This is a genomic window from Ruegeria sp. A5 (assembly GCF_056543005.1).
In genome coordinates, this window is the sequence record NZ_JBQGAV010000011.1 from 56,838 (window position 1) to 75,422 (window position 18,585).

Below are 18,585 nucleotides of genomic sequence, written 5' to 3' on the forward strand. Positions count from 1 at the left end.
TTGGGGTTACAAATCCTGAGCCTTAGATTGTCGCACGCGTCGCTTGTGTTCCTGCAGGCGGCGTGACAAATCGGCAACGGCCAGTTTGCGCCCAAATGCCCCACGCAATTCTTCCATTGCCGCAAGCTTTTGTGATCGCAGGCGCGCCAACTCGGTGTTCAGGTTGCGCCGTGTCAAAGATTCCCAGCCGTGCCACAACAGGTCTGCGCCGGTGACCTGATAGCCATCCGACTGTGAATTCGTCGATTTTACTTCGGCTAATTGAGAATCCAGACGCGTCAATTGCTGAAGCAACTGGGCTTCGCGCTGCAACAAAGGGTGCAATTTTTGGTGTTCCTGTTGATAAACAGCTTCGACGACGGTCAAAAGGTTGTCTATGCGATCTTGCGTCATCCGACCTGACCCTTCGCTCGTTTGCGCATGGCTTCGGCAAACCGAATAGCTGCTGCAACGGGTCGGTAGTATTCTTCGGTAATTTCCTGTCCGATCCCGACGGTCGCGTGCAATGCGCGTGCTGTTGGTGGATCGGAATGAATAGGAATGCCTGCGTCTCCGGCCGTGGCCCTGATTGTTGCCGCGATTTCATCTACCCCTTTGGCGACGCAAACCGGAGCGCTGCCACTTGCTCGCGACCATTTCAGCGCCACCGCATAATGCGTCGGGTTGACGATCACCACATCGGCCTTGGGCACATCCGCCATCATCTGATTGGTTGCTATGTCCTGCGCGCGTTGGCGACGCTGCTGTTTGACGTGCGGATCACCCTCGGAATCCTTGGTTTCATCCTGAATTTCTTTGCGTGACATTCTGTTTTTGCGAAGGTGTTCGGCATGTTGCCACAGATAGTCGATCACGCCGATCGCCAGCGCGATCATTATGACGATAAACAGAAATTGGCTGAGTAAGTTCATCATCAACAGAATTGAGGATCTCGGGGCGGCTGCACTGGCTGTCAGAATCTCGGGCAGGTGGGCGTGCAAAAATAGGGTCAGGCATGTTCCATAGATCAACAATTTAACAAAGCTCTTGGCGAATTCGAACAACCCGCCCCGGCCAAACTTGTTCTTTGCGTTTGAGACGATCGAGATGCGTGAACCGCGTGGTTTCAGCTTTTCCGGCGCGAAGATCAGTGCGCGCTGGGCGATCAGGCTGAGCAACACCGCGACTGCCGGAACGATAAACAACGCGGCGATTGGTGCCAGAGTTGATCTCAGAATCCCAGCGACGGTGGATGTCGCGGGTCCGACGGTCAGCAAGCTTGCGAATTGATCTGATTGGTCGATCAAGACCACGAACAGAGTCCCCAGATGCTCTGCCGTGAATTGCCCCGTGAGCAAAAGTGCGACGAGCAGTCCCATGTATGCAGCCACCACCGACAGATCATTGGACTTCGCCACCTCGCCTTTTTTGCGGGCTTTTTCTAGCTTTTGCGGGGTCGCCTCAAATGACTTATCACTGTCGTCTGATGCGCTCATCTCAGCCCTCCCAGAGGATTTTGGAGAAACGCGAACAAAGCGTCAGACCAGGTTGCCAGGATCAATGGTGCCCCGGCGAAAAGCAGGAAAAGGCCTGCGAAAGTGATTGCTGGGGCACCGACAAAAGCGACCATGAGCTGCGGCATGGCGCGGTTAATTACGCCCAGTGCGAGGTTGTAGATCAGCGATGCGATGACAAAGGGCATAGCCAGCGCAAAGGCCAGTCCGAAGCTGTGGGCGACTTGCGCAACGCCCCATTGCGACAGACCAGGCGCAGTTGGAAGCGCGCCCATCGGAAACAGCATATAGCTGTGGATCATGAACTGCGCTGCACGGATATGAAGGCCAAGCAATACCGCCAGCGCCAAGCCGGCCAGCGTCAGCAGATACCCCATCGCCGGGACAGGTTCTGCGGCCGCTCCGCCCAGGATCTGAGACAAGGATGTCGCTTGCGCCGCGATTGAACCTGCAGTTTGTAGTGCAAGGACAAATAGGCGCAACCCGATGCCGAGCATAAGACCGATCAAGACTTCGATGGTGATTAATCCAATCATTTCGTGAAAGCCCGGCATAACACCCGATGCGGGTATGGCGGGAATGACAATCATTGTGAAAGCAACTGCCACGCCCAGTTTGACCCGCATAGGGACGCTGCGTTCACCAAAGGCCGGTAGTAGCGAAACCAATGCGGACACACGAAGAAATACGGCAAACAGATGCCACAGGTTTTGCCCCAGATGTGGCAAAAGCTCTGACGGGACTGAGATCACGCGGGCACCGTTCCGACCAAGGCGGGGCGCGCCTCAAGCCCTATCTCTTCAAAAGACAGGACGGGGTTGGCGACGCCGCGCGCGTGCATAATGGTCCTGAGCAATCTGCGTCGACGGGTCGAGGTGACGACTGCTGGGAACAAGCCGTGATCTGCTGATTTTGCGACGCTATCGACAACCCCATCGGCCAGCTTATTGAACAGGTTGGGTGGCAGTGCCACGTCGATACCTGTGTTCGCGGCGTCGATCTGGTAGGTAGCAAATGTGTCCTCCCATTCCGGTGCGAGCTGGATCAGAGGGATCGAGCCATCCTCGCGTTTCATGTCGGCAACCAGTTGAAAGCCCAGCCGCTGGCGGACCAGTTCGCAGATCCCTTCGGGCTGGGTGGTGGTCAATCGTGCTTCGGCCACGCTTTCAAGGATCAGCGCCATGTTTCGGATCGAGACCCGTTCGTCTAGCAACAGCCGCAGAACAGCATGCAGTGTGTCGATCGGGACCTTGTCTGGGATCAATTCGTCCAGCATTTTGCGGTTGGCTTCAGCTCGGGTCGGATCGCTGAGCCGCGTCATCTCGGACAGCAGGCGGCGAAGGGATTTCAGGGTCATAAGGCGCGAGAAATTCTGTTTGATGATCTCAAGCAGATGGGTCGCCAGAATTTCAGGAGGGGTGACGATGGTGGCCCCATTCAGTGCGGCGACCTCCTGGTCCTTGGGCAATATCCAGCGCGCCGGGGCACCGTAGACGGGTTCGGTCACATCGGTGCCATCAGGTAAAAAGTCGTGCCCGTCCTGTACCAGCGCGAGCACAAGTTCAGAATTCAGAACACCACGCGCCTGTTCGACCCCTTGTACTTTGATCACATAAGTTCCGGTCGGAAGATCGGCGCGGTCAGTCAATCGAATTTCGGGCAGGATAAGCCCAAAGCTTGAGGCGACATAGGTCCGCATGTTGGCGATCCGCGCATCAAGGCCGGTACCGGGGTTCAGCACCATGCTGACCAGATCGGGGGCGAATTCCAGATGCACGTCGTCGAGGTCCAGGATATCACCGATGGCCTGTGAAACCGGAGTGTCAGACTCGGCCTCGGGGGTCTGAGCCGCTGCCTCGCTGGCGTTGCGTTTTCTGAGGCCTGAATAAGCCGCATAGCCCAGCACCCCGGCCCCAAGAATGAAAGGTAAGAACGGCAAACCGGGCACCAGGGCGAACAGCACCATTAGAACCGCTACGGTGCCCAACGCCGCCGGGTGGCGTCCAAGCTGCGAGAAGATCGCATTGTCGGTTGCACCCTGCGTACCGCCACGCGCCAACAGCAAGGCGGACGCAATCGAGATGATCACTGCTGGTATCTGCGATACCAACCCGTCCCCAACGGTCAGGATTGCATAGGTTTCGAAGGCGGACGATACCGGCATCCCATGCACGATGACCCCCATGACCAATCCCATCACGAGGTTGAGAAGTGTGATCAGCAACCCGGCAATCGCATCGCCTTTGACGAATTTCGACGCGCCGTCGAGCGAACCGAAAAAGGTGGTCTCCTGCTGCTCGCGCTCGCGTCGTTCTTTGGCTTGCTGATGATCGATGGCTCCAGCAGACATGTCACTGTCGATGGCCAGCTGTTTGCCGGGCATCCCGTCCAGCGCGAACCGGGCACCCACTTCGGCCATACGGGCCGCACCCTTGGTAATGACCATGAAGTTCACGATCAGCAAAACGCCGAACACGACAAGGCCCAGAAAGATACTGCCGCCCATGACAAACTGGGCGAAACCTTCGATCACGTCACCAGCGGCGTTGGTGCCGGTGTGCCCCTGACCGATGATCAGCTTGGTCGAGGAGACGTTCAGCGACAGGCGCAACATCAGTGAGGCCAGCAGGATCGTCGGGAAGGATGAGAAATCCAGTGGCCGTTCGATGAACAGCGTCAATGTGAAGATCAGTATCGCCAGCGCAAAGGATGCCGCCAGCCCCACGTCCAGTACCCAGGCTGGCATGGGCAGGATCATCATCACGATGACCGCCATCAGCGCCAGCGCCAGCAATATGGTCGGAGAGAACAAGGTGCGGGGATCGATACGGGGCACTATCTGCTCCTAATTGAAAGCGATAAAGGCGGTGGCTGTAGAGGTTTCGGGAACCAGTGACCCCAGCGCGTTCTGGCCGACCGGATGAGCGTTCAGCGGGTTGAGCGGACTGGCAGATGCTGTGAATGGATCGCGTTCGTGGGCTGTGCCCGAGCCATCCAGCTGCGCCAGGACGGTCTGAAAACGATCAGAATATGAGGCCGCAAGGTGCTGCGTGCGCGAGTGGTAGGCCCCGGCAGCGGCAGGCCATGATCCAAGTTCCGCATAAAGCTGGGCCAGAAACCGCGCCGCATAGGTTGCGTTTTCATCCGGATCGAACATCGCGTCGATCGAGCGAAAAGCCTTGCCGTGCCAGCGATAGTTGATCTGAAAGCAACCGACGTCAAAGCTGCGTACACCGGATTTGAAGATTTCAAACACGTAAGACTTTGCCTCAACCTCGGAGGCAAACCAATATCCCTGTCCTTCACGATTGACGGTCCATGGCCAGGGTTCCAGTACCCCGTCCAGCGTGCGGCCTGTTTCAACGCGGGCAATTGCCTTTAGAACATCGAGCGGAACGCCTTCGGCCAGCGCAGCCCGTTGCGCTGCGCGATCACAAAGAGCTGCCGTTGTCGCCGCGTCTGCGGCCTGCGCCAAAAACATAAGCGCCGCAATCAGGAGGTTTTGAGTTGGCATTCTGCCGGTCCGGAATTCTGATCAGTCCGGGCCAAGCTATCCAATCATCTGTTTACAGAGAGTTAGCGCGCCTTAGTTTCGATCAATCTTTCGGCCAAAAACCACACTGGTGTTGGTACGCAATACGCCGGGGATGCGCGCAAGTTCGTCGACCAGAATGTCGAGATCTTCGATCCGTGGCGCTTCGGCGGAAAGCAGCAGGTCAAATTCGCCATTGATTGATAAACACAGTTTGACCTCGGGATAAGCTTCAAGCCGCTTGATGATCCGTGTGGTTTCTTTCTGCTGCACTTCAAGCAGAACGATGATCTGAACGCGTGGCGTATCTTCGGTTTCGCGCAGGACGACCGAGTAACCAGCGATGACGCCCCGCTCTTCCATTCGATTGATGCGTTCATGCACCGTTGTCCGCGCGACGCCAAGTGTTGTTGCAATGCGGGTCGTCGAGTCGCGCGCATTGTGCTGTAAGGCGGCGATGATGCGTCGGTCAAGCTGGTCCATTGCGGCTCCGGGTTCAGGCAACTTCGCCTCGGTTTAGGGTAGTTTGGTGCCCGGGCTCAAGGCTGGTGCGGATAACGGGGATGCAGTTCATCAATGATGATCGGATGCGCATGAGGTTTTGGCCCAGACAGGTGGGGGTGATCCTGTGGAAGGTCAGGATGGTGATGGACCACCGCATTGTCTTCGCGCCGTGGCCAGGCAATGAGCACAAGAACCAGACCCAGAATCGCGGCAGTTACCATTCCGGCCATCGCCACAGTTGCGCCAAATCGGGTCATCAGCCACCCGGCCAGGGGATAAAGCACCAGCCAGCAAGCATGAGACAGAGTGAACTGTGCGGCAAACACAGCGGGTCGATCTTCGGGGTGGGCGGATCGTGTCAGCAGGCGGCCCGAGGGCGTCAACGTGCTGGAGTATCCAAAGCCGACCAATAGCCAGGTCGTTGTCAGTAAGCCCAGCGTCATCGGTAGGGTGGCAGATAGCAGCGCCGCTGCTGCCATGGTGCCCGTCGCCAATGATGCACCTCCCAGCATGACGCGACGCTCTGGAATGTGATCAAGAAGGCGTGGCAGTGCAAATGCCGCGAGCATCGAACCGCCACCGAACCCGGCCAGCGCGACGGCAACGGCGCTTTCAGAAAGACCAAGATCGCCGCGCACGATCACGACCGTGTTGACGATGACCATCGAACTGAGCGCGGCCGCGCTCCAACTCAGCGCCAGCAGCCCCCGCAGGCGCGGGGTTTTAAGATAAATTCGAATGCCGCGCGTGGTGCGGTCATAGATGCCACGCGGCTGGGAGGGTTTGGGTGAGGGCAGGGTTGCAGACACCACAAGCAAGGCCGAGGCGACAAAACCGACACAGGTGCCCAGAAACAGGCTGTCGAAACTGACGAACAGCAGCAAGGTGGCGGCCAGCATCGGGCTCAGCAGGCTTTCCAGATCGTAAGCCAGCCGCGACAGGGACAGGGCTTTGGTATAGTCCTGTTCGTTGGTCAGCACATCCGGGATGGTGGCCTGAAACGCGGGTGTAAATCCGGCTGAGGCGGATTGCAGCACAAAGATCAGCACGTAGACCTGCCAGATTTCGGACACGAAAGGCAGGCAGAGCGCAACCACAGCGCGCACCAGATCCAGTGCAACCAGCATCCGGCGACGATCTAACCGCTCGGCAAAGGCAGCAGCAAGCGGGGCAACGGTGACATAGGCGATCATTTTGATCGTCAGAGCGGTACCAAGAACCAACCCTGCGGACTCTCCGGCCAGATCAAAAGCCAACAGCCCAAGGGCCACCGTCGCCAACCCGGTTCCGGTCAGTGCCACGACCTGCGCGGCCAACAGGTGTCTGTAGGTACGGTTTTTCAGGATGCTGAGCATTGTCGGAATTTCTCAATCGCGGTGTCGCATCCATAGTTCTCGTGTTGGCCATTAGGTCAAGGGTGCGGCTTTTCCAAGGACGGCGTTGAGTTTGCGGACCAAACCGCCTATCTCGGGGCCGAAAGCGCACAAAGGACATTTCCGTGGCGAACCATCTGTATAAAAATGACCTGCCGGACGGGTTGGATTTGGGCCCCACCGTGGCCATTGACTGCGAAACCATGGGGTTGAACCCGCATCGAGATCGCCTGTGCGTGATCCAGATGTCAGGAGGGGACGGCAACAGCCATATCGTTCAGGTCGAGATTGGGCAGACGCAGGCGCCGAACCTCTGTGCGATGCTGGAAAATCCGAATGTTTTGAAGCTGTTCCACTTTGGCCGCTTCGATATTGCTGCGATGTATCACACCTTCGGCGCTTTGGCCGCCCCGGTCTATTGCACCAAGATCGCCAGCCGTTTGGTGCGCACCTATACTGATCGTCATGGTCTTAAGAATCTGTGTCAGGAACTGATTGGCGTCGATATCTCGAAGCAGCAGCAGATGAGCGATTGGGGCGCTGAAACGCTGACTGATGCCCAGTTGGACTATGCGGCATCGGATGTTTTGTACCTGCACCAACTGCGGGATACACTGGACGGACGTCTGGCCCGCGAAGGCCGCACCGAAATGGCGCAGGCGTGTTTTGACTTCCTGCCAATGCGTGCGAAGCTTGACCTCGCAGGCTGGCCCGAAACCGATATTTTTGCGCATTCATGACTGATACCGAAGCATTCCTCAGAACCGCCCGGCAGGTTGTCACCGACGAAGCCCGTGCGCTGGATGTCCTGGCCGATGGCTTGGACGAGCACTTCGCCGAGGCCGTACAGCTGATCCTGCAAGCCACTGGCCGCATCATCATCAGTGGTATCGGCAAGTCCGGCCATATTGGCCACAAGATCGCAGCGACTCTGGCCAGCACTGGTACGCCCGCCTATTTTGTCCATCCCGCCGAAGCCAGCCATGGTGATTTGGGCATGGTCTCGAAAGGCGATGTGGTCCTTGCGATCTCGAACTCAGGTGAAGCGCCGGAACTGGCGAACTTGCTGGCCTTTACGCGTCGCTTTGGAATTCCGCTGATCGGGTTGTCGAGCAAGCCGGAAAGCACCTTGATGAAACAGGCGGATGTGCATCTGCTTATCCCGTCACTGGGAGAGGCCTGCGGCTTTGGGATGGTGCCTTCAATTTCGACGACGCTGACCCTTGCGATGGGCGACGCGCTGGCGATTGCGCTGATGAAGTACCGGGATTTCAAACCCGAAGATTTCCGCGCTTACCACCCCGGTGGAAAGTTGGGGGCGCAACTGTCAACTGTGCGTGATCTGATGCATGAAGATTTGCCCTTGGTGACCGCTGGCACCCCGATGAGCGAGGCGCTGCTGGTCATGAGTCAGAAGAGCTTTGGTGTTGTGGGAGTCACTGATCAGGCAGGTCGTTTGCTGGGTATTGTGACCGATGGCGACCTGCGCAGGAACATGGACGGGCTATTGAGCAAAAACACCGAAGAGGTGATGACCGAAAACCCAATGACCATTGCGCCAAGTGCCATGGCGGAGGAGGCGGTTGCAATCATGAACGATCGCAAGATCACGTCACTCTTTGTGGTTGATCCTGACACAAATGGCCCAGCCTTGGGTCTGCTGCACATACATGACTGTCTGCGTGTAGGATTGGGTTAGGAAGATGGCTGAAGTTGATCGCCATTCCCGATGGGTGCAGTTCCTGAAGGTACTGCTACCGCTTGTGGCGATTTTGTTGCTGTCTTCTGTCTTTCTTCTTTCTCGCAGCGTCGACACCAATGTCTCGGTGCCGTTCACTGATCAGGATATTGACGACCGGCTGACAGACCAGGTGGTTACGCGGCCCGACTATAAAGGTGTCACCCGCAAGGGCGAGGAAATCCGCGTCGAAGCCCGAAGGGCCAGTCAGGGTGGCGATGGCGACACGCCGACTGCAGCCGAAGTGCAGGGCCGCTTTGGACTAAGCAATGGGGGCGAGATCACACTCGAATCCAACACAGGCATCATCAGGCCAGACAAGGGTACTGCAACGTTTGCAGGGGATGTGGTCATCACCACCAGAGACGGCATCCAGGTCACCACCGACCTGTTGAATACGTCGCTGGATGAAATACGTGGTGATAGCCCTGGACAGATTGACGGAACCGGTCCGATTGGCGACTTTACTGCCGGAAGAATGGTGTTTGGGACCGAAAAAAAGGACGGTCCGGTTCATATTCTTTTTACAGGCGGCGTGAAGTTGATATATGAGCCGCAAAAAGCAGAAAGATAACTTGTGTTCGATTTACGTGTCGCCTTTTTGTGTCTTGCCGTGGCTGTCGGAGCCACACCTGTTTCTGCACAAGAGGCTCAGGTGGCGTTCGGCTCGGTCAATGCCGACCCGACGCTGCCGGTCGAGGTGACGTCCGAGACATTGAACGTGAATCAGGAAGATGGATCGGCCGAGTTTATCGGCAACGTCATTGTCATCCAGGGTGAGATGCGCCTGACGGCAGACCGGGTTCTTGTCATCTATAACGAAGAACGCTCGGCCATCGAAAGGATGGAGGCCACCGAAAACGTGGTTCTGGTCAGTCCGCCCGACGCAGCCGAGGGCGATTGGGCAGAATACACCATCGATTCCGGCGTGATTGAGATGAAGGGCAACGTGTTGCTGACGCAGGGCCCAAGTATCATCAGCGGCGACGAGATGATTGCAAATCTGACCACGGGAACCGCGACGATGTCAGGGCGTGTCAAAACCATTCTGCAACAAGGTGGCAACTGATGAACCGGCCCGAACTCTCCATCGCTGAAGGTTCTTCCGGTCTGAAGATCGAAAAGCTACGAAAGTCTTATCGCAAGAAGACCGTCATTCGCGATGTGTCCATGGAATTGAACCGCTCCGAGGTCGTAGCGTTGCTAGGCCCGAACGGATCGGGCAAGACCACCACTTTTTATTCTGTCGCGGGTCTGGTTTTCCCCGAAGCGGGCACGGTCACGATTGATGGGCAGAGCGTCACGACCCTGCCGATGTATCGTCGTGCCCGGATGGGGATCGGATATCTGCCGCAGGAGATGTCGATTTTCCGCGGGATGAGCGTTGAAGACAACATCGCTTCGGTTCTAGATATCACGGTTAAACATGCCCATCGCCGCAAGGAGCGGCTGGAAGAGCTGCTATCGGACTTTTCCATCGAACACTTGCGCCGAGCGCCTGCATTGGCATTGTCCGGCGGGGAACGCCGACGGGTCGAAATTGCGCGCTGTCTGGCCGCCGATCCGAAATATCTGCTGTTGGACGAACCATTTGCGGGTGTCGATCCGATCAGTGTCGGTGATATCCGGCATCTGGTGGCCGATCTGAAAAAGCGTGGCATCGGAGTACTGATCACGGATCATAACGTCCGGGAAACGCTGGAGATTGTGGACCGGGCCTATATCTTGCATGACGGCCAGGTTTTGATGTCAGGCACGCCCGACGAAGTTGTCGAAAACGAAAATGTTCGCCGGGTCTATCTGGGTGAAAACTTCCGTATTTCATAAGGTTGTGCGGAGATGCGCCTGATGCATGACGGAAATCACGTATATACACACCTGTTTTGATTGACTCTTCCCTCACCTCTTGGCTCAATTGGCATATGGCATTTCTTCGGTTCCAAACTGGATCTCGATCTCCCTTCGTTGAAGGGCCGGGCCAACGGCAACCGCAGAACATGCCGATACCCCCCACCCGATAAAAACAAGTCAGTTGCGTTACGCGACGTCAGAATGGGTGTGAATTGTGAAGGAGATCACATGCGTTACCAAATCAGCGGAAAACAGATCGACATCGGTGCGGCCCTGCAGACCCATGTGCAGACCGAACTGGGCGAGGTCGTGGGCAAATATGCCCAGCGGCCTACAGACGCCAATGTCGTCTTTTCCCGTTCGGCGCATGAATATGTATGCGAAACCACCGTGCATCTGTCGACCGGCCTGACCGCACAGGCCAAGGCGCACGCGACCGAGATCTACGCGGCATTCGAAGGCTGCTGCGACAAGATGGAGACACAACTGCGACGCTATAAGCGCCGCCTGAAAGACCACCATAAGGATCGATCCGAGCCGGTTGAACTCTTTGGCGCGTCCTCTTATATCCTCGCCTCTGACGAATCGGAGACGGCAGACGAACCCGAATCGCTGCAGCCCATGATCGTGGCTGAGATGGAAACCAAGATCCCATCGCTCAGTGTTGGTGAGGCCGTCATGCAGATGGAACTCGCTGGTGCTCCGGTACTGGTGTTCCGAAATGAGAACAAGGACGGATTGAATGTCGTTTATCGCCGCGAGGACGGCAATATCGGTTGGATCGATCCGTAACAGGCAAGACAAATCGGCCTGCCCCCGAATAGCCGGGGGCACGGCTTAGGAGCAAAATGATGGAGCTTTCGAGCATTCTAAAGCCAGAAGCGGTGCGTGTACTGTCCGCTGCTTCCAGCAAGAAGCGTTTGTTTCAGGAAATTGGCGATGTGGGCGCCGCGACGCTTGGGCTGGATGCTCAGACGATCGTAGACAGCCTGCTTGAGAGGGAGAGCCTTGGCCCAACTGGTGTTGGACATGGTGTTGCACTTCCGCACGCACGGCTTTCCGAACTGGAATCGGTTTCGGGCGTGTTTGTCATGCTGGAAAAGCCCATCGACTTCGGGTCGGTCGACCGTCAGCCGGTCGATTTGGCGTTTTCCCTGTTTGCGCCAGAAGAGGCGGGGGTTGAACACCTTAAGGCGCTGGCGTTGGTCTCGCGCACGCTGCGCGAGCAATCGGTCTGCGCCAAGCTGCGGGCCAACCCTGACCCGGTAAAGCTGTATGCCATTCTGACTGAAGCGCAATCGATGCAAGCTGCCTGATTGGCCCACTTATCAACAAAAAAAAAGCCCCCGATTTGTCGGGGGCTTTTTTTGTTTCTTTAGCTGGCGTGATCAGCCGCCGGATCCCATTTCCAGCGTCCACCAGATCTTGCCACCGCCTTCTTGGTGCCAGGCGAATCCCATCTGGGTGGCGCGCGGGTCCATGATCACAGCACGAGGACCGGGTTCCTGCATCCATGCGGCCAGCGTTTCGGTCTCGGTCTCAAAGGTTTCCGAGATCGCTTCACCCAGGAATGTACCGAAGTAACCGGCACGCGCCGCGCGATCCAACGGAGACGAACCGTCCGAACCGAAATGCCATGGCCGATTCTGTCGCGCCATGTCTTTCGCATGAGTGGCGGCAGCTGCATTCAGTTGCGAGTTCAATTGGACCTGTTGCAGGCCAGATGCCTGCCGCAAGGCATTCACCGAATCCAGCATTCTGAACTGCAGCTTTTCAGGGTTGCCACGAATTTTGTACACGGATGGCAGCGGCCTGCCATCGGCGCCAATAGCGGATGTGCCCGAATCGGTACATGCCGCAAGTGCGACAAAACAAATCGCTAGTAGAGAAAGAATACGTGTCATGATCGGCCTAAATATTGTGTCGAGAAGGGAAATAGCCTGCTTGACCGCCCGGAGCAAACCTACAATGCCCCAACCTTGCGTGATTCTGCCGGTTTGATTTGCGACTGAAGCATTCTGGCCATAAAATGCCTTAGATTTTGCATTTGCTGTTAGCAGAGGACCGATCTCCATGGTCAAGAAACATATTCTTACATCGACGCGCCGGGGATTCCTGGCCGGTGCAACCGCTAGCTTGGCCTCGCCTGCGTTGGCTCAGTATATTCCGGGCGATCCGCTACGCCCCGCCCCGGAACCGGAAGCTCCGGTACGCCGCAATGTGTCGGGATTCCGTGCGCTGGACTGGCAGCCCTATTTTTCGAACACAAGAAACGGCGCCATTCTGGTGGATACCGTATCCAGAGCGCTGCATTATTGGTCAGATGATCAATCCGTATACAAACTGTACCCCTCTTCGGTGCCTTTGACCGAGGAATTGACCCGTCGCGGACGCACCAGTGTCATTCGCAAGGTGGAAGGCCCAAGCTGGTCACCGACGCCATCGATGAAGAAGCGCAACCCTGAATGGCCGGATTATATTCCGCCGGGTCCTGATAACCCGCTGGGAACACACGCTTTATATCTGAGCTGGAAGTATTATCGCATCCATGGCACCCACGATACGCGTAAAATTGGACGCCGGTCGTCGAACGGGTGCATTGGCTTGTTCAACGATGACATCGCCGAACTGTTTTCTATGGCCAAGGTCGGCACGCAAGTGTTGCTAATTTGACGACATTTTCGCGCACGAACCCGCTTGCGGGACAAGTTGCAATTGCAATCCGCCTGCATTGCTGATTAGAAAAACTCACGAGGTAAGTCTTAGATGCGTGGTTTCGCTATTGGGAATCGCGCAAATTCTGGAGGTTAATATGAAGAAACTCGTTCTCGCTGCTGCTCTGACTGCTGCTGCTTCGACCGCATATGCTGGCAACCTGGAAGAGCCGGTTGTTGAAGCACCTGTTGTTGTCGAAGAGACCCAAGGTTCGTCGCAGGGCATCATCCTGCCGCTGATCCTGCTGGTTGTTGTTGCCGCAGCTGTTGCAGCAAGCTAAGTCGACGAGACTTTATGCACTTAAAAGGCGGTGGTGCAAACCACCGCCTTTTTTCGTGTCTGGTGAAAGCGCGCGATTAGTCTAACCAACCACGCAGATTGTCTTCGATCACCTTGCTCAGCGCGGCGATATGCGAATCATCGTCGTTAAGGCAAGGGATATAGGTGAACGATTCACCACCCGCCTCTTCGAAGCTCTCTTTGATCTCTTCGTTGATCTCTTCCAGCGTCTCAATGCAATCGGCAGAGAAGGCAGGTGCGATGACGGCGATGTTCTTCTTACCCTGACGCGCCAGATCAGCCACGTGATCAACGGTGTAGGGCTTCAGCCATTCTTCTGGTCCAAAGCGCGATTGAAAGGTCGAGATCAGCTGATCATCCGTCCATCCCAGACGCTCTTTCAGTAGCCTTGATGTTTTCACGCATTGGCAGTGATAGGGGTCCCCTTGCTGCAAATAGCGCTGGGGCATCCCGTGATACGAGCAGACCAGGACATCCGGTTTTGTCTCCATATTTGCATAGGCGCGCTCGACAGAGCTCGCCAACGCATCGATATAGGCAGGTTCGTCGAAATAGGCCGGAACAGTTCGGCTGGCAGGCTGCCATGTCTCCTTCATCAACGCGCGGAAGAACTGATCATTTGCTGTAGCAGTCGTGGCACCGGCGTATTGCGGGTAGAGCGGGAAGAACAGGATGCGATCACAGCCTTCTTCTACCATCTCTCGGACCTTCGACGGAGTTGAAGGATTGCCGTAGCGCATGCAAAAATCCAGCATCACCCGATCGCCATACCGCTGCTGCATCGCTGCGCGCAGCTTGGCAGTCTGATCTTTGGTGATCGTCATCAACGGGCTTTCGCCCTTATCGTGATTCCAGATTGACTTGTACGCCTCACCCGAACTGAAAGGCCGCTTGGTCAGAATGATGCTTTGCAGAATCGGCTGCCACTTCCACGCCGGGTAGTCGATCACGCGCTTGTCCGACAGGAACTCGTTCAGATACCGCCGCATAGGCCAATAACTGTAGTCATCTGGAGTTCCCAGATTAGCCAGCAGGATGCCGACGCGGCCCATCTTGACCTTGGGATGGTCTGCAGGGGCATGGGTTGGACGAGTGGCATCAAACATTGAAAGCTTCCTGATTTGTGGTGTCTGGCCTGAGATATAGGGAAAAGGCCGGTCGTCAATCGGGCAGTTTGCCCTCATCCGTACCTAGCGCATCAGCCAGCCGCATCTTGGCGGATCCCGGACGCAAAGGTTTGGGTTGGCTGTCATCGGGGGCCCAGCCCGTCAGACAGATCAATTCAAATGTTGCCGCCAGGCGGCCCTGTGGCGATTTGTAATGTCCGGCATAGATGTCTTCCGCTTTGTCAAAAACAGCACGTCGGGTCGCGTGTTTCAGGCGATCGGCCAATGCGTTGGTTTCTCCCATCGCACGCAGATCACGCATCAGATGCAGCAGATCGCGGTATTCCGCAGACAGTGTCGCCTTGTCGGCGACGGGCAAAGCCAGCCCGGCCCGCTGCAGCAGCCCCCCCAGATCACGAAGCTCGGCCATGGGAGCAATACGGGGGCTGAGACCGCCAGTCACCTCGATCTCGGCTTGACCCAAGGCCGCGCGTAATTCCTTTAGGGTGTCGCCCCCTAAACATACCGCTAACAGCAATCCGTCGGATTTTAGGGCGCGATGGCATTGGATCAGTTGGCCGACCGGGTCGTTTGCCCAATGCAGTGCCATCGCATGTATCAAGAGATCATGCTCTCCTGGAGTTAGGTCGAGAACATCTTCATCCCTGATCACCCGGGCCTCGGGCCACAACCCCTCCCAGATATGGGGAAAGGGCGTCACGACGGCGGGTGCCTTAAAGGTTTTGTTAACCATGGACAGACGATCCTGCACTTCGTCTACAGCGGCACGGTGCAGGAAAAGCGCGTCGTCCCGCGCGCGGCTGCGGTGAAGCGCAAGGACGGCGCGGTCAAACAGAGAGGGTGTAGTGTCGGACGGAAGCTTCATAAGCCGCAAGTATCGCATTCGTCAGGGGATTCAAACCGCTGTCGAGATGATCTACCCACCGCGTTGCTTGTCCTGCGGAGCACTGACCGAATCCGATTTTGGCCTCTGCGGTGCATGCTGGCGCGACACGCCGTTCATCGGTGGCACCGTCTGCGAAAGCTGCGGCATGCCACTTCCCGGCGCGCAGGACGGGCACCGGATTGAATGTGATGACTGCCTAAAGGCGCCACGCGCGTGGCAGGATGGTCGGTCAGCATTGCTGTATCAAGGGGGCGCCAAGGCGCTGATACTTGCCCTGAAACACGGGGATCGGTCCGAGTTGGCCCGCCCTGCCGCCCGCTGGATGGCCCAAGCCGGGCACGAGCTGTTGCGCCCGAACATGCTGATCGCACCGGTTCCGCTGCACTGGACCCGGCTGATCAAGCGTCGCTACAATCAATCGGCGCTGCTGGCGGGGCATCTGGGCCGGGAAGCGGAGTTGAGTGTCTGCCCCGATCTTCTGGTACGCACGGTACGCACCCCTGTTCTGGATGGAAAAACTGCGGTTGAGCGATCCCTTGCGTTGTCCAACGCCATATCCCTGCACCGAAAACGTGCTCCCATGATCAGAGGCCGGGATATTCTTCTGGTCGATGATGTTATGACCTCGGGTGCGACGTTGGACGCCTGCGCGCGTGTCTGTCGCGCGTCAGGGGCAAATCATATTTTCGTGTTGGTACTGGCGCGCGTTGCCAAGGATGCCTAATTCGCCCAAGAATGTGCGAAACCCAAAGGGACGGAATATGAAGCCGGTAGAAATCTACACCTCGCCGCTGTGCGGCTTTTGTCATGCGGCCAAGCGGTTGTTGAAACAGAAAGGCGTCGAATTCAAGGAAATCGACGTGCTGATGCATCCGAAACGCAAACCTGAAATGATCCAGCGCGCGGCAGGAAAACGCACTGTGCCGCAGATTTTTGTGGGCACCACCCATGTTGGTGGGTGCGACGATCTTTACGAGCTTGAACGTCAGGGCAAGCTGGACCGCCTGCTGGCGGCTTGATGAAAACCGCTTTGCTGCAGATCACCGCGTCGGATGATCCGACCGAGAATCTGGACATGGTGCGAACCATGATGGCCGATGCAGCTGCGCAAGGTGCGCAGTTCATTCTGACGCCTGAAGTCACGAATTGCGTCTCAACCAGCACCACTCGGCAGCGCGAGGTTTTGCAGCATGAAGAAGACGATATCACTCTGGCGGGCCTTGGCGAACAGGCCGCCAATTTGGGTGTGTGGCTGCTCATCGGTTCACTAGCGATCAAAACGCATGATGCCGATGGCCGCTTTGCCAACCGTAGCTTCATGATCGACCCGCAGGGGCAGATCGTGGCGCGGTATGATAAGATTCACATGTTCGACGTGCAGGTCACGGAATCCGAGACCTTCCGCGAATCGAAGAACTACCGCCCCGGTCAGAAAGCGGTGATTGCCGACACCGATTTCGATAAAGTCGGACTGACCATCTGCTATGATATTCGATTTCCCTACCTGTATGCCGCTTTGGCGCAGGCAGGCGCGCGGATTCTCACTGTCCCGGCGGCGTTTTCGCCGGTCACTGGTGCGGCCCATTGGGAAGCGCTGCTACGCGCGCGGGCCATTGAGACCGGCTGCTGGGTGCTGGCTCCGGCACAAACGGGTGAGCACCCTAAAACTCGTGGCAAGACGCGATATACACACGGCCACAGTATGGTTGTCGCCCCGTGGGGAGAGGTGCTGATCGACGCAGGCACCGATCCGGGCATTCACTTTTTTGATTTGGATGATAGGTCTGTTACAGAGGCGCGACGACGCGTGCCTTCACTAACACATGTCCGCCCCTTTGACGGACCCTGATCCAGAACCGGACCATGACTGACGAAAAAAATGCCCTTGCGGTCACGCTGTTCAGCGAGATCCTGACCGCCGATCAGCTATTGCGCAACCGGCTGAGCCGGGTGCTGCCCAAGGGCATGGAAATCTCGCATTTCTCGGTGCTGAACCATCTGGTGTTTGTCGGCGACGAGCGCACCCCGGCGCAACTTGCCAACACGTTCCATGTGACGCGCGGGGCGATGACCAACACTTTGGCCAAGCTGGAATGGGCCGGTTATATCCACATCCGCCCCGACTGGGACGACGCCCGCCGCAAGATGGTCGCCATCAGCCCCGCAGGCCGACGCGCACGCGATCAGGCGATTTCCTCGATTGCCCCGCTGATCAACCGCGTGGTCGGAGAGCTGGGGCTGGAGCGGGTGCGCAGCACGCTGCCCGTGCTACGGGATTTGCGGTTGCAGTTGGAGGGGGAGTAGGGGCTTTACGCCAACTGCGCCAAAGGATCGTAAAAGATGACGGATGAAATTTGGGTTTCAGACATTACCGTCGGGATGGACCTGCAGAGGCCATTCCGGGCGCTTGTCCCCGATGATTTTCCTGAAGAACCAAGTGAACGCTTCAATGCCTTCAGGTGGCAACCCGGATCAGGTTATCATGCGAATCTGTATCGTTGGCAGCGCCATGGGGAGCCGCTGGAGCAGCAGGATATCTTGCCGGATTTCTTTCAAGAGGTTGCTCCTGAAGATCATGATTTTGAGCCTCACTACGGGAAGTATTCTCCTGTAATCACTTTGTTTGGAATTCTGGCGATCCGATCAGATGTGGCTGATATCCTCAAAAATCTCGAATTAGGGCAAGGGGGGCTTTATCCCGTCAACCTGTTCGAAAGAGACAAGATCACACCGATTGAGCAGGACTACTCGATCCTGTGGATCGCAAACAAATCCGGCACGCTGAACATTGCTGAGTCAAAAAGTCTTCGACGAGCCCGACCCGACCGGGATGACCTTTTTCGACTTCCTGAATGGAAGGATGCCAAGCCCGGGGACGTTGTCTGCAATGCAGATGCGGCGTCCGGGATCGACATTTGGCGCGACCCGGGCGTACCACATCGCGTTTTTCTAAATGGGCGTCTCAAACACTCGTTGGACGAAGCTGGTTTTGCCTCAGCGTTTTACCTTCACCGTTTAGCCGTAAAATAATCAAGCGTAGGATGGGTTTTAACCCATCGCTTAAGA

At 56.8% G+C, this 18,585-nt stretch carries 24 protein-coding genes; 14 read left to right on the forward strand and 10 right to left on the reverse strand.

What is annotated here, in order from left to right; translation table 11 throughout:
- Positions 1 to 6: 6 nt before the first annotated feature.
- The 7 genes from ACR0AY_RS19260 to ACR0AY_RS19290 form a co-directional block, all read right to left on the reverse strand.
- Complete coding sequence (locus tag ACR0AY_RS19260; RefSeq protein WP_170515723.1) at positions 7 to 393, reverse strand: hypothetical protein; 387 nt, start codon at positions 391 to 393, stop codon at positions 7 to 9.
- The gene (flhB, locus tag ACR0AY_RS19265; RefSeq protein ID WP_170515720.1) at positions 390 to 1,475 is read right to left on the reverse strand and encodes a flagellar type III secretion system protein FlhB; all 1,086 of its coding nucleotides are present in this window, start codon (positions 1,473 to 1,475) and stop codon (positions 390 to 392) included. The genes ACR0AY_RS19260 and flhB overlap by 4 nt, the downstream gene beginning before the upstream one ends.
- The gene (locus ACR0AY_RS19270; protein ID WP_170515717.1) at positions 1,472 to 2,245 is read right to left on the reverse strand and encodes a flagellar biosynthetic protein FliR; all 774 of its coding nucleotides are present in this window, start codon (positions 2,243 to 2,245) and stop codon (positions 1,472 to 1,474) included. Before ACR0AY_RS19270 ends, flhB begins: the two co-directional genes overlap by 4 nt.
- Complete coding sequence (gene flhA / locus ACR0AY_RS19275; RefSeq protein ID WP_170515714.1) at positions 2,242 to 4,329, reverse strand: flagellar biosynthesis protein FlhA; 2,088 nt, start codon at positions 4,327 to 4,329, stop codon at positions 2,242 to 2,244. Before flhA ends, ACR0AY_RS19270 begins: the two co-directional genes overlap by 4 nt.
- 9 nt (positions 4,330 to 4,338) lie before the next feature.
- Positions 4,339 to 5,007, reverse strand: a complete 669-nt coding sequence (locus ACR0AY_RS19280) for a lytic transglycosylase domain-containing protein (protein WP_170515711.1) — start codon at positions 5,005 to 5,007, stop codon at positions 4,339 to 4,341.
- A gap of 72 nt (positions 5,008 to 5,079) precedes the next feature.
- The gene (locus ACR0AY_RS19285) at positions 5,080 to 5,508 is read right to left on the reverse strand and encodes an Lrp/AsnC family transcriptional regulator (RefSeq protein ID WP_170515708.1); all 429 of its coding nucleotides are present in this window, start codon (positions 5,506 to 5,508) and stop codon (positions 5,080 to 5,082) included.
- 56 nt (positions 5,509 to 5,564) lie between these two features.
- Positions 5,565 to 6,884, reverse strand: coding sequence for an MFS transporter (locus ACR0AY_RS19290; RefSeq protein WP_170423337.1), 1,320 nt, complete (start codon positions 6,882 to 6,884; stop codon positions 5,565 to 5,567).
- Between the two features lie 143 nt (positions 6,885 to 7,027).
- Here ACR0AY_RS19290 and ACR0AY_RS19295 point away from each other — a divergent pair, with 143 nt between their 5' ends.
- The 7 genes from ACR0AY_RS19295 (at position 7,028) to ACR0AY_RS19325 (ending at position 11,807) form a co-directional block, all read left to right on the forward strand.
- A complete protein-coding gene (locus tag ACR0AY_RS19295; protein WP_170515703.1) occupies positions 7,028 to 7,642 on the forward strand; it encodes a ribonuclease D in 615 nt (204 codons plus the stop codon).
- On the forward strand, positions 7,639 to 8,601 hold the full coding sequence (locus ACR0AY_RS19300; protein ID WP_170515699.1) for a KpsF/GutQ family sugar-phosphate isomerase: 963 nt from the start codon (positions 7,639 to 7,641) through the stop codon (positions 8,599 to 8,601). Before ACR0AY_RS19295 ends, ACR0AY_RS19300 begins: the two co-directional genes overlap by 4 nt.
- A 4-nt stretch (positions 8,602 to 8,605) precedes the next feature.
- Positions 8,606 to 9,214 (forward strand): LptA/OstA family protein, encoded by a 609-nt coding sequence (locus ACR0AY_RS19305; protein ID WP_170515696.1) that lies wholly within the window; start codon positions 8,606 to 8,608, stop codon positions 9,212 to 9,214.
- Between the two features lie 3 nt (positions 9,215 to 9,217).
- A complete protein-coding gene (locus ACR0AY_RS19310; protein WP_255611996.1) occupies positions 9,218 to 9,709 on the forward strand; it encodes an LptA/OstA family protein in 492 nt (163 codons plus the stop codon).
- Entirely contained in the window at positions 9,709 to 10,467 is a 759-nt protein-coding gene (gene lptB / locus ACR0AY_RS19315) for an LPS export ABC transporter ATP-binding protein (protein WP_170395315.1), read from the forward strand. The genes ACR0AY_RS19310 and lptB overlap by 1 nt, the downstream gene beginning before the upstream one ends.
- 252 nt (positions 10,468 to 10,719) lie before the next feature.
- Positions 10,720 to 11,283, forward strand: coding sequence for a ribosome hibernation-promoting factor, HPF/YfiA family (gene hpf / locus ACR0AY_RS19320; RefSeq protein ID WP_039541074.1), 564 nt, complete (start codon positions 10,720 to 10,722; stop codon positions 11,281 to 11,283).
- A gap of 59 nt (positions 11,284 to 11,342) precedes the next feature.
- Positions 11,343 to 11,807, forward strand: coding sequence for a PTS sugar transporter subunit IIA (locus ACR0AY_RS19325; RefSeq protein WP_170395318.1), 465 nt, complete (start codon positions 11,343 to 11,345; stop codon positions 11,805 to 11,807).
- A 72-nt stretch (positions 11,808 to 11,879) separates the two neighbouring features.
- Here ACR0AY_RS19325 and dalA read toward each other — a convergent pair whose 3' ends face one another.
- Positions 11,880 to 12,395, reverse strand: a complete 516-nt coding sequence (gene dalA, locus ACR0AY_RS19330; RefSeq protein WP_255611997.1) for a divisome-associated lipoprotein DalA — start codon at positions 12,393 to 12,395, stop codon at positions 11,880 to 11,882.
- 169 nt (positions 12,396 to 12,564) lie between these two features.
- On the opposite strand from dalA, the gene ACR0AY_RS19335 reads away from it, so the two are divergent.
- Together ACR0AY_RS19335 and ACR0AY_RS19340 are read left to right on the forward strand one after the other, a co-directional pair.
- Positions 12,565 to 13,164: a L,D-transpeptidase gene (locus ACR0AY_RS19335; protein ID WP_170395325.1), complete on the forward strand. Its 600-nt coding sequence runs from the start codon at positions 12,565 to 12,567 to the stop codon at positions 13,162 to 13,164.
- A gap of 139 nt (positions 13,165 to 13,303) precedes the next feature.
- Positions 13,304 to 13,486 (forward strand): hypothetical protein, encoded by a 183-nt coding sequence (locus ACR0AY_RS19340; RefSeq protein WP_010442520.1) that lies wholly within the window; start codon positions 13,304 to 13,306, stop codon positions 13,484 to 13,486.
- 76 nt (positions 13,487 to 13,562) lie between these two features.
- On the opposite strand, the gene hemH is transcribed toward ACR0AY_RS19340, so the two are convergent.
- Positions 13,563 to 14,612 carry a ferrochelatase gene (gene hemH / locus ACR0AY_RS19345; RefSeq protein ID WP_170515693.1) on the reverse strand — a complete coding sequence of 350 codons (1,050 nt, stop codon included), beginning with the start codon at positions 14,610 to 14,612 and terminating at the stop codon, positions 13,563 to 13,565.
- Positions 14,613 to 14,667: 55 nt separating this feature from the next.
- Positions 14,668 to 15,498, reverse strand: a complete 831-nt coding sequence (locus ACR0AY_RS19350; RefSeq protein WP_170515690.1) for a methyltransferase domain-containing protein — start codon at positions 15,496 to 15,498, stop codon at positions 14,668 to 14,670.
- On the opposite strand from ACR0AY_RS19350, the gene ACR0AY_RS19355 reads away from it, so the two are divergent.
- Genes ACR0AY_RS19355 through ACR0AY_RS19375 form a run of 5 tightly spaced genes read left to right on the forward strand, consistent with a single transcriptional unit; the run spans position 15,479 to position 18,549 of the window.
- Entirely contained in the window at positions 15,479 to 16,243 is a 765-nt protein-coding gene (locus ACR0AY_RS19355; RefSeq protein ID WP_480454510.1) for a ComF family protein, read from the forward strand. The genes ACR0AY_RS19350 and ACR0AY_RS19355 overlap by 20 nt on opposite strands.
- Before the next feature lie 37 nt (positions 16,244 to 16,280).
- Complete coding sequence (gene grxC / locus ACR0AY_RS19360; protein WP_170395334.1) at positions 16,281 to 16,538, forward strand: glutaredoxin 3; 258 nt, start codon at positions 16,281 to 16,283, stop codon at positions 16,536 to 16,538.
- Entirely contained in the window at positions 16,538 to 17,368 is an 831-nt protein-coding gene (locus tag ACR0AY_RS19365; RefSeq protein WP_170515687.1) for a carbon-nitrogen hydrolase family protein, read from the forward strand. The genes grxC and ACR0AY_RS19365 overlap by 1 nt, the downstream gene beginning before the upstream one ends.
- Positions 17,369 to 17,382: 14 nt before the next feature.
- Positions 17,383 to 17,823, forward strand: a complete 441-nt coding sequence (locus tag ACR0AY_RS19370; protein ID WP_170395340.1) for a MarR family winged helix-turn-helix transcriptional regulator — start codon at positions 17,383 to 17,385, stop codon at positions 17,821 to 17,823.
- Between the two features lie 36 nt (positions 17,824 to 17,859).
- On the forward strand, positions 17,860 to 18,549 hold the full coding sequence (locus ACR0AY_RS19375; RefSeq protein WP_170515682.1) for a hypothetical protein: 690 nt from the start codon (positions 17,860 to 17,862) through the stop codon (positions 18,547 to 18,549).
- Positions 18,550 to 18,585 lie beyond the last annotated feature (36 nt).

Coding starts and splice junctions, on each gene's coding strand:
- lptB (WP_170395315.1), top strand. CDS start 9,709: ATGAACCGGCCCGAACTCTCCATCGCTGAAGGTTCTTCCGGTCTGAAG.
- grxC (WP_170395334.1), top strand. CDS start 16,281: ATGAAGCCGGTAGAAATCTACACCTCGCCGCTGTGCGGCTTTTGTCAT.
- ACR0AY_RS19365 (WP_170515687.1), top strand. CDS start 16,538: ATGAAAACCGCTTTGCTGCAGATCACCGCGTCGGATGATCCGACCGAG.
- ACR0AY_RS19335 (WP_170395325.1), top strand. CDS start 12,565: ATGGTCAAGAAACATATTCTTACATCGACGCGCCGGGGATTCCTGGCC.
- flhB (WP_170515720.1), bottom strand. CDS start 1,475: ATGAGCGCATCAGACGACAGTGATAAGTCATTTGAGGCGACCCCGCAA.
- hpf (WP_039541074.1), top strand. CDS start 10,720: ATGCGTTACCAAATCAGCGGAAAACAGATCGACATCGGTGCGGCCCTG.
- ACR0AY_RS19370 (WP_170395340.1), top strand. CDS start 17,383: ATGACTGACGAAAAAAATGCCCTTGCGGTCACGCTGTTCAGCGAGATC.
- ACR0AY_RS19260 (WP_170515723.1), bottom strand. CDS start 393: ATGACGCAAGATCGCATAGACAACCTTTTGACCGTCGTCGAAGCTGTT.
- ACR0AY_RS19350 (WP_170515690.1), bottom strand. CDS start 15,498: ATGAAGCTTCCGTCCGACACTACACCCTCTCTGTTTGACCGCGCCGTC.
- ACR0AY_RS19325 (WP_170395318.1), top strand. CDS start 11,343: ATGGAGCTTTCGAGCATTCTAAAGCCAGAAGCGGTGCGTGTACTGTCC.
- hemH (WP_170515693.1), bottom strand. CDS start 14,612: ATGTTTGATGCCACTCGTCCAACCCATGCCCCTGCAGACCATCCCAAG.
- ACR0AY_RS19290 (WP_170423337.1), bottom strand. CDS start 6,884: ATGCTCAGCATCCTGAAAAACCGTACCTACAGACACCTGTTGGCCGCG.
- ACR0AY_RS19340 (WP_010442520.1), top strand. CDS start 13,304: ATGAAGAAACTCGTTCTCGCTGCTGCTCTGACTGCTGCTGCTTCGACC.
- ACR0AY_RS19305 (WP_170515696.1), top strand. CDS start 8,606: ATGGCTGAAGTTGATCGCCATTCCCGATGGGTGCAGTTCCTGAAGGTA.
- ACR0AY_RS19375 (WP_170515682.1), top strand. CDS start 17,860: ATGACGGATGAAATTTGGGTTTCAGACATTACCGTCGGGATGGACCTG.
- ACR0AY_RS19280 (WP_170515711.1), bottom strand. CDS start 5,007: ATGCCAACTCAAAACCTCCTGATTGCGGCGCTTATGTTTTTGGCGCAG.
- dalA (WP_255611997.1), bottom strand. CDS start 12,395: ATGACACGTATTCTTTCTCTACTAGCGATTTGTTTTGTCGCACTTGCG.
- ACR0AY_RS19285 (WP_170515708.1), bottom strand. CDS start 5,508: ATGGACCAGCTTGACCGACGCATCATCGCCGCCTTACAGCACAATGCG.
- ACR0AY_RS19300 (WP_170515699.1), top strand. CDS start 7,639: ATGACTGATACCGAAGCATTCCTCAGAACCGCCCGGCAGGTTGTCACC.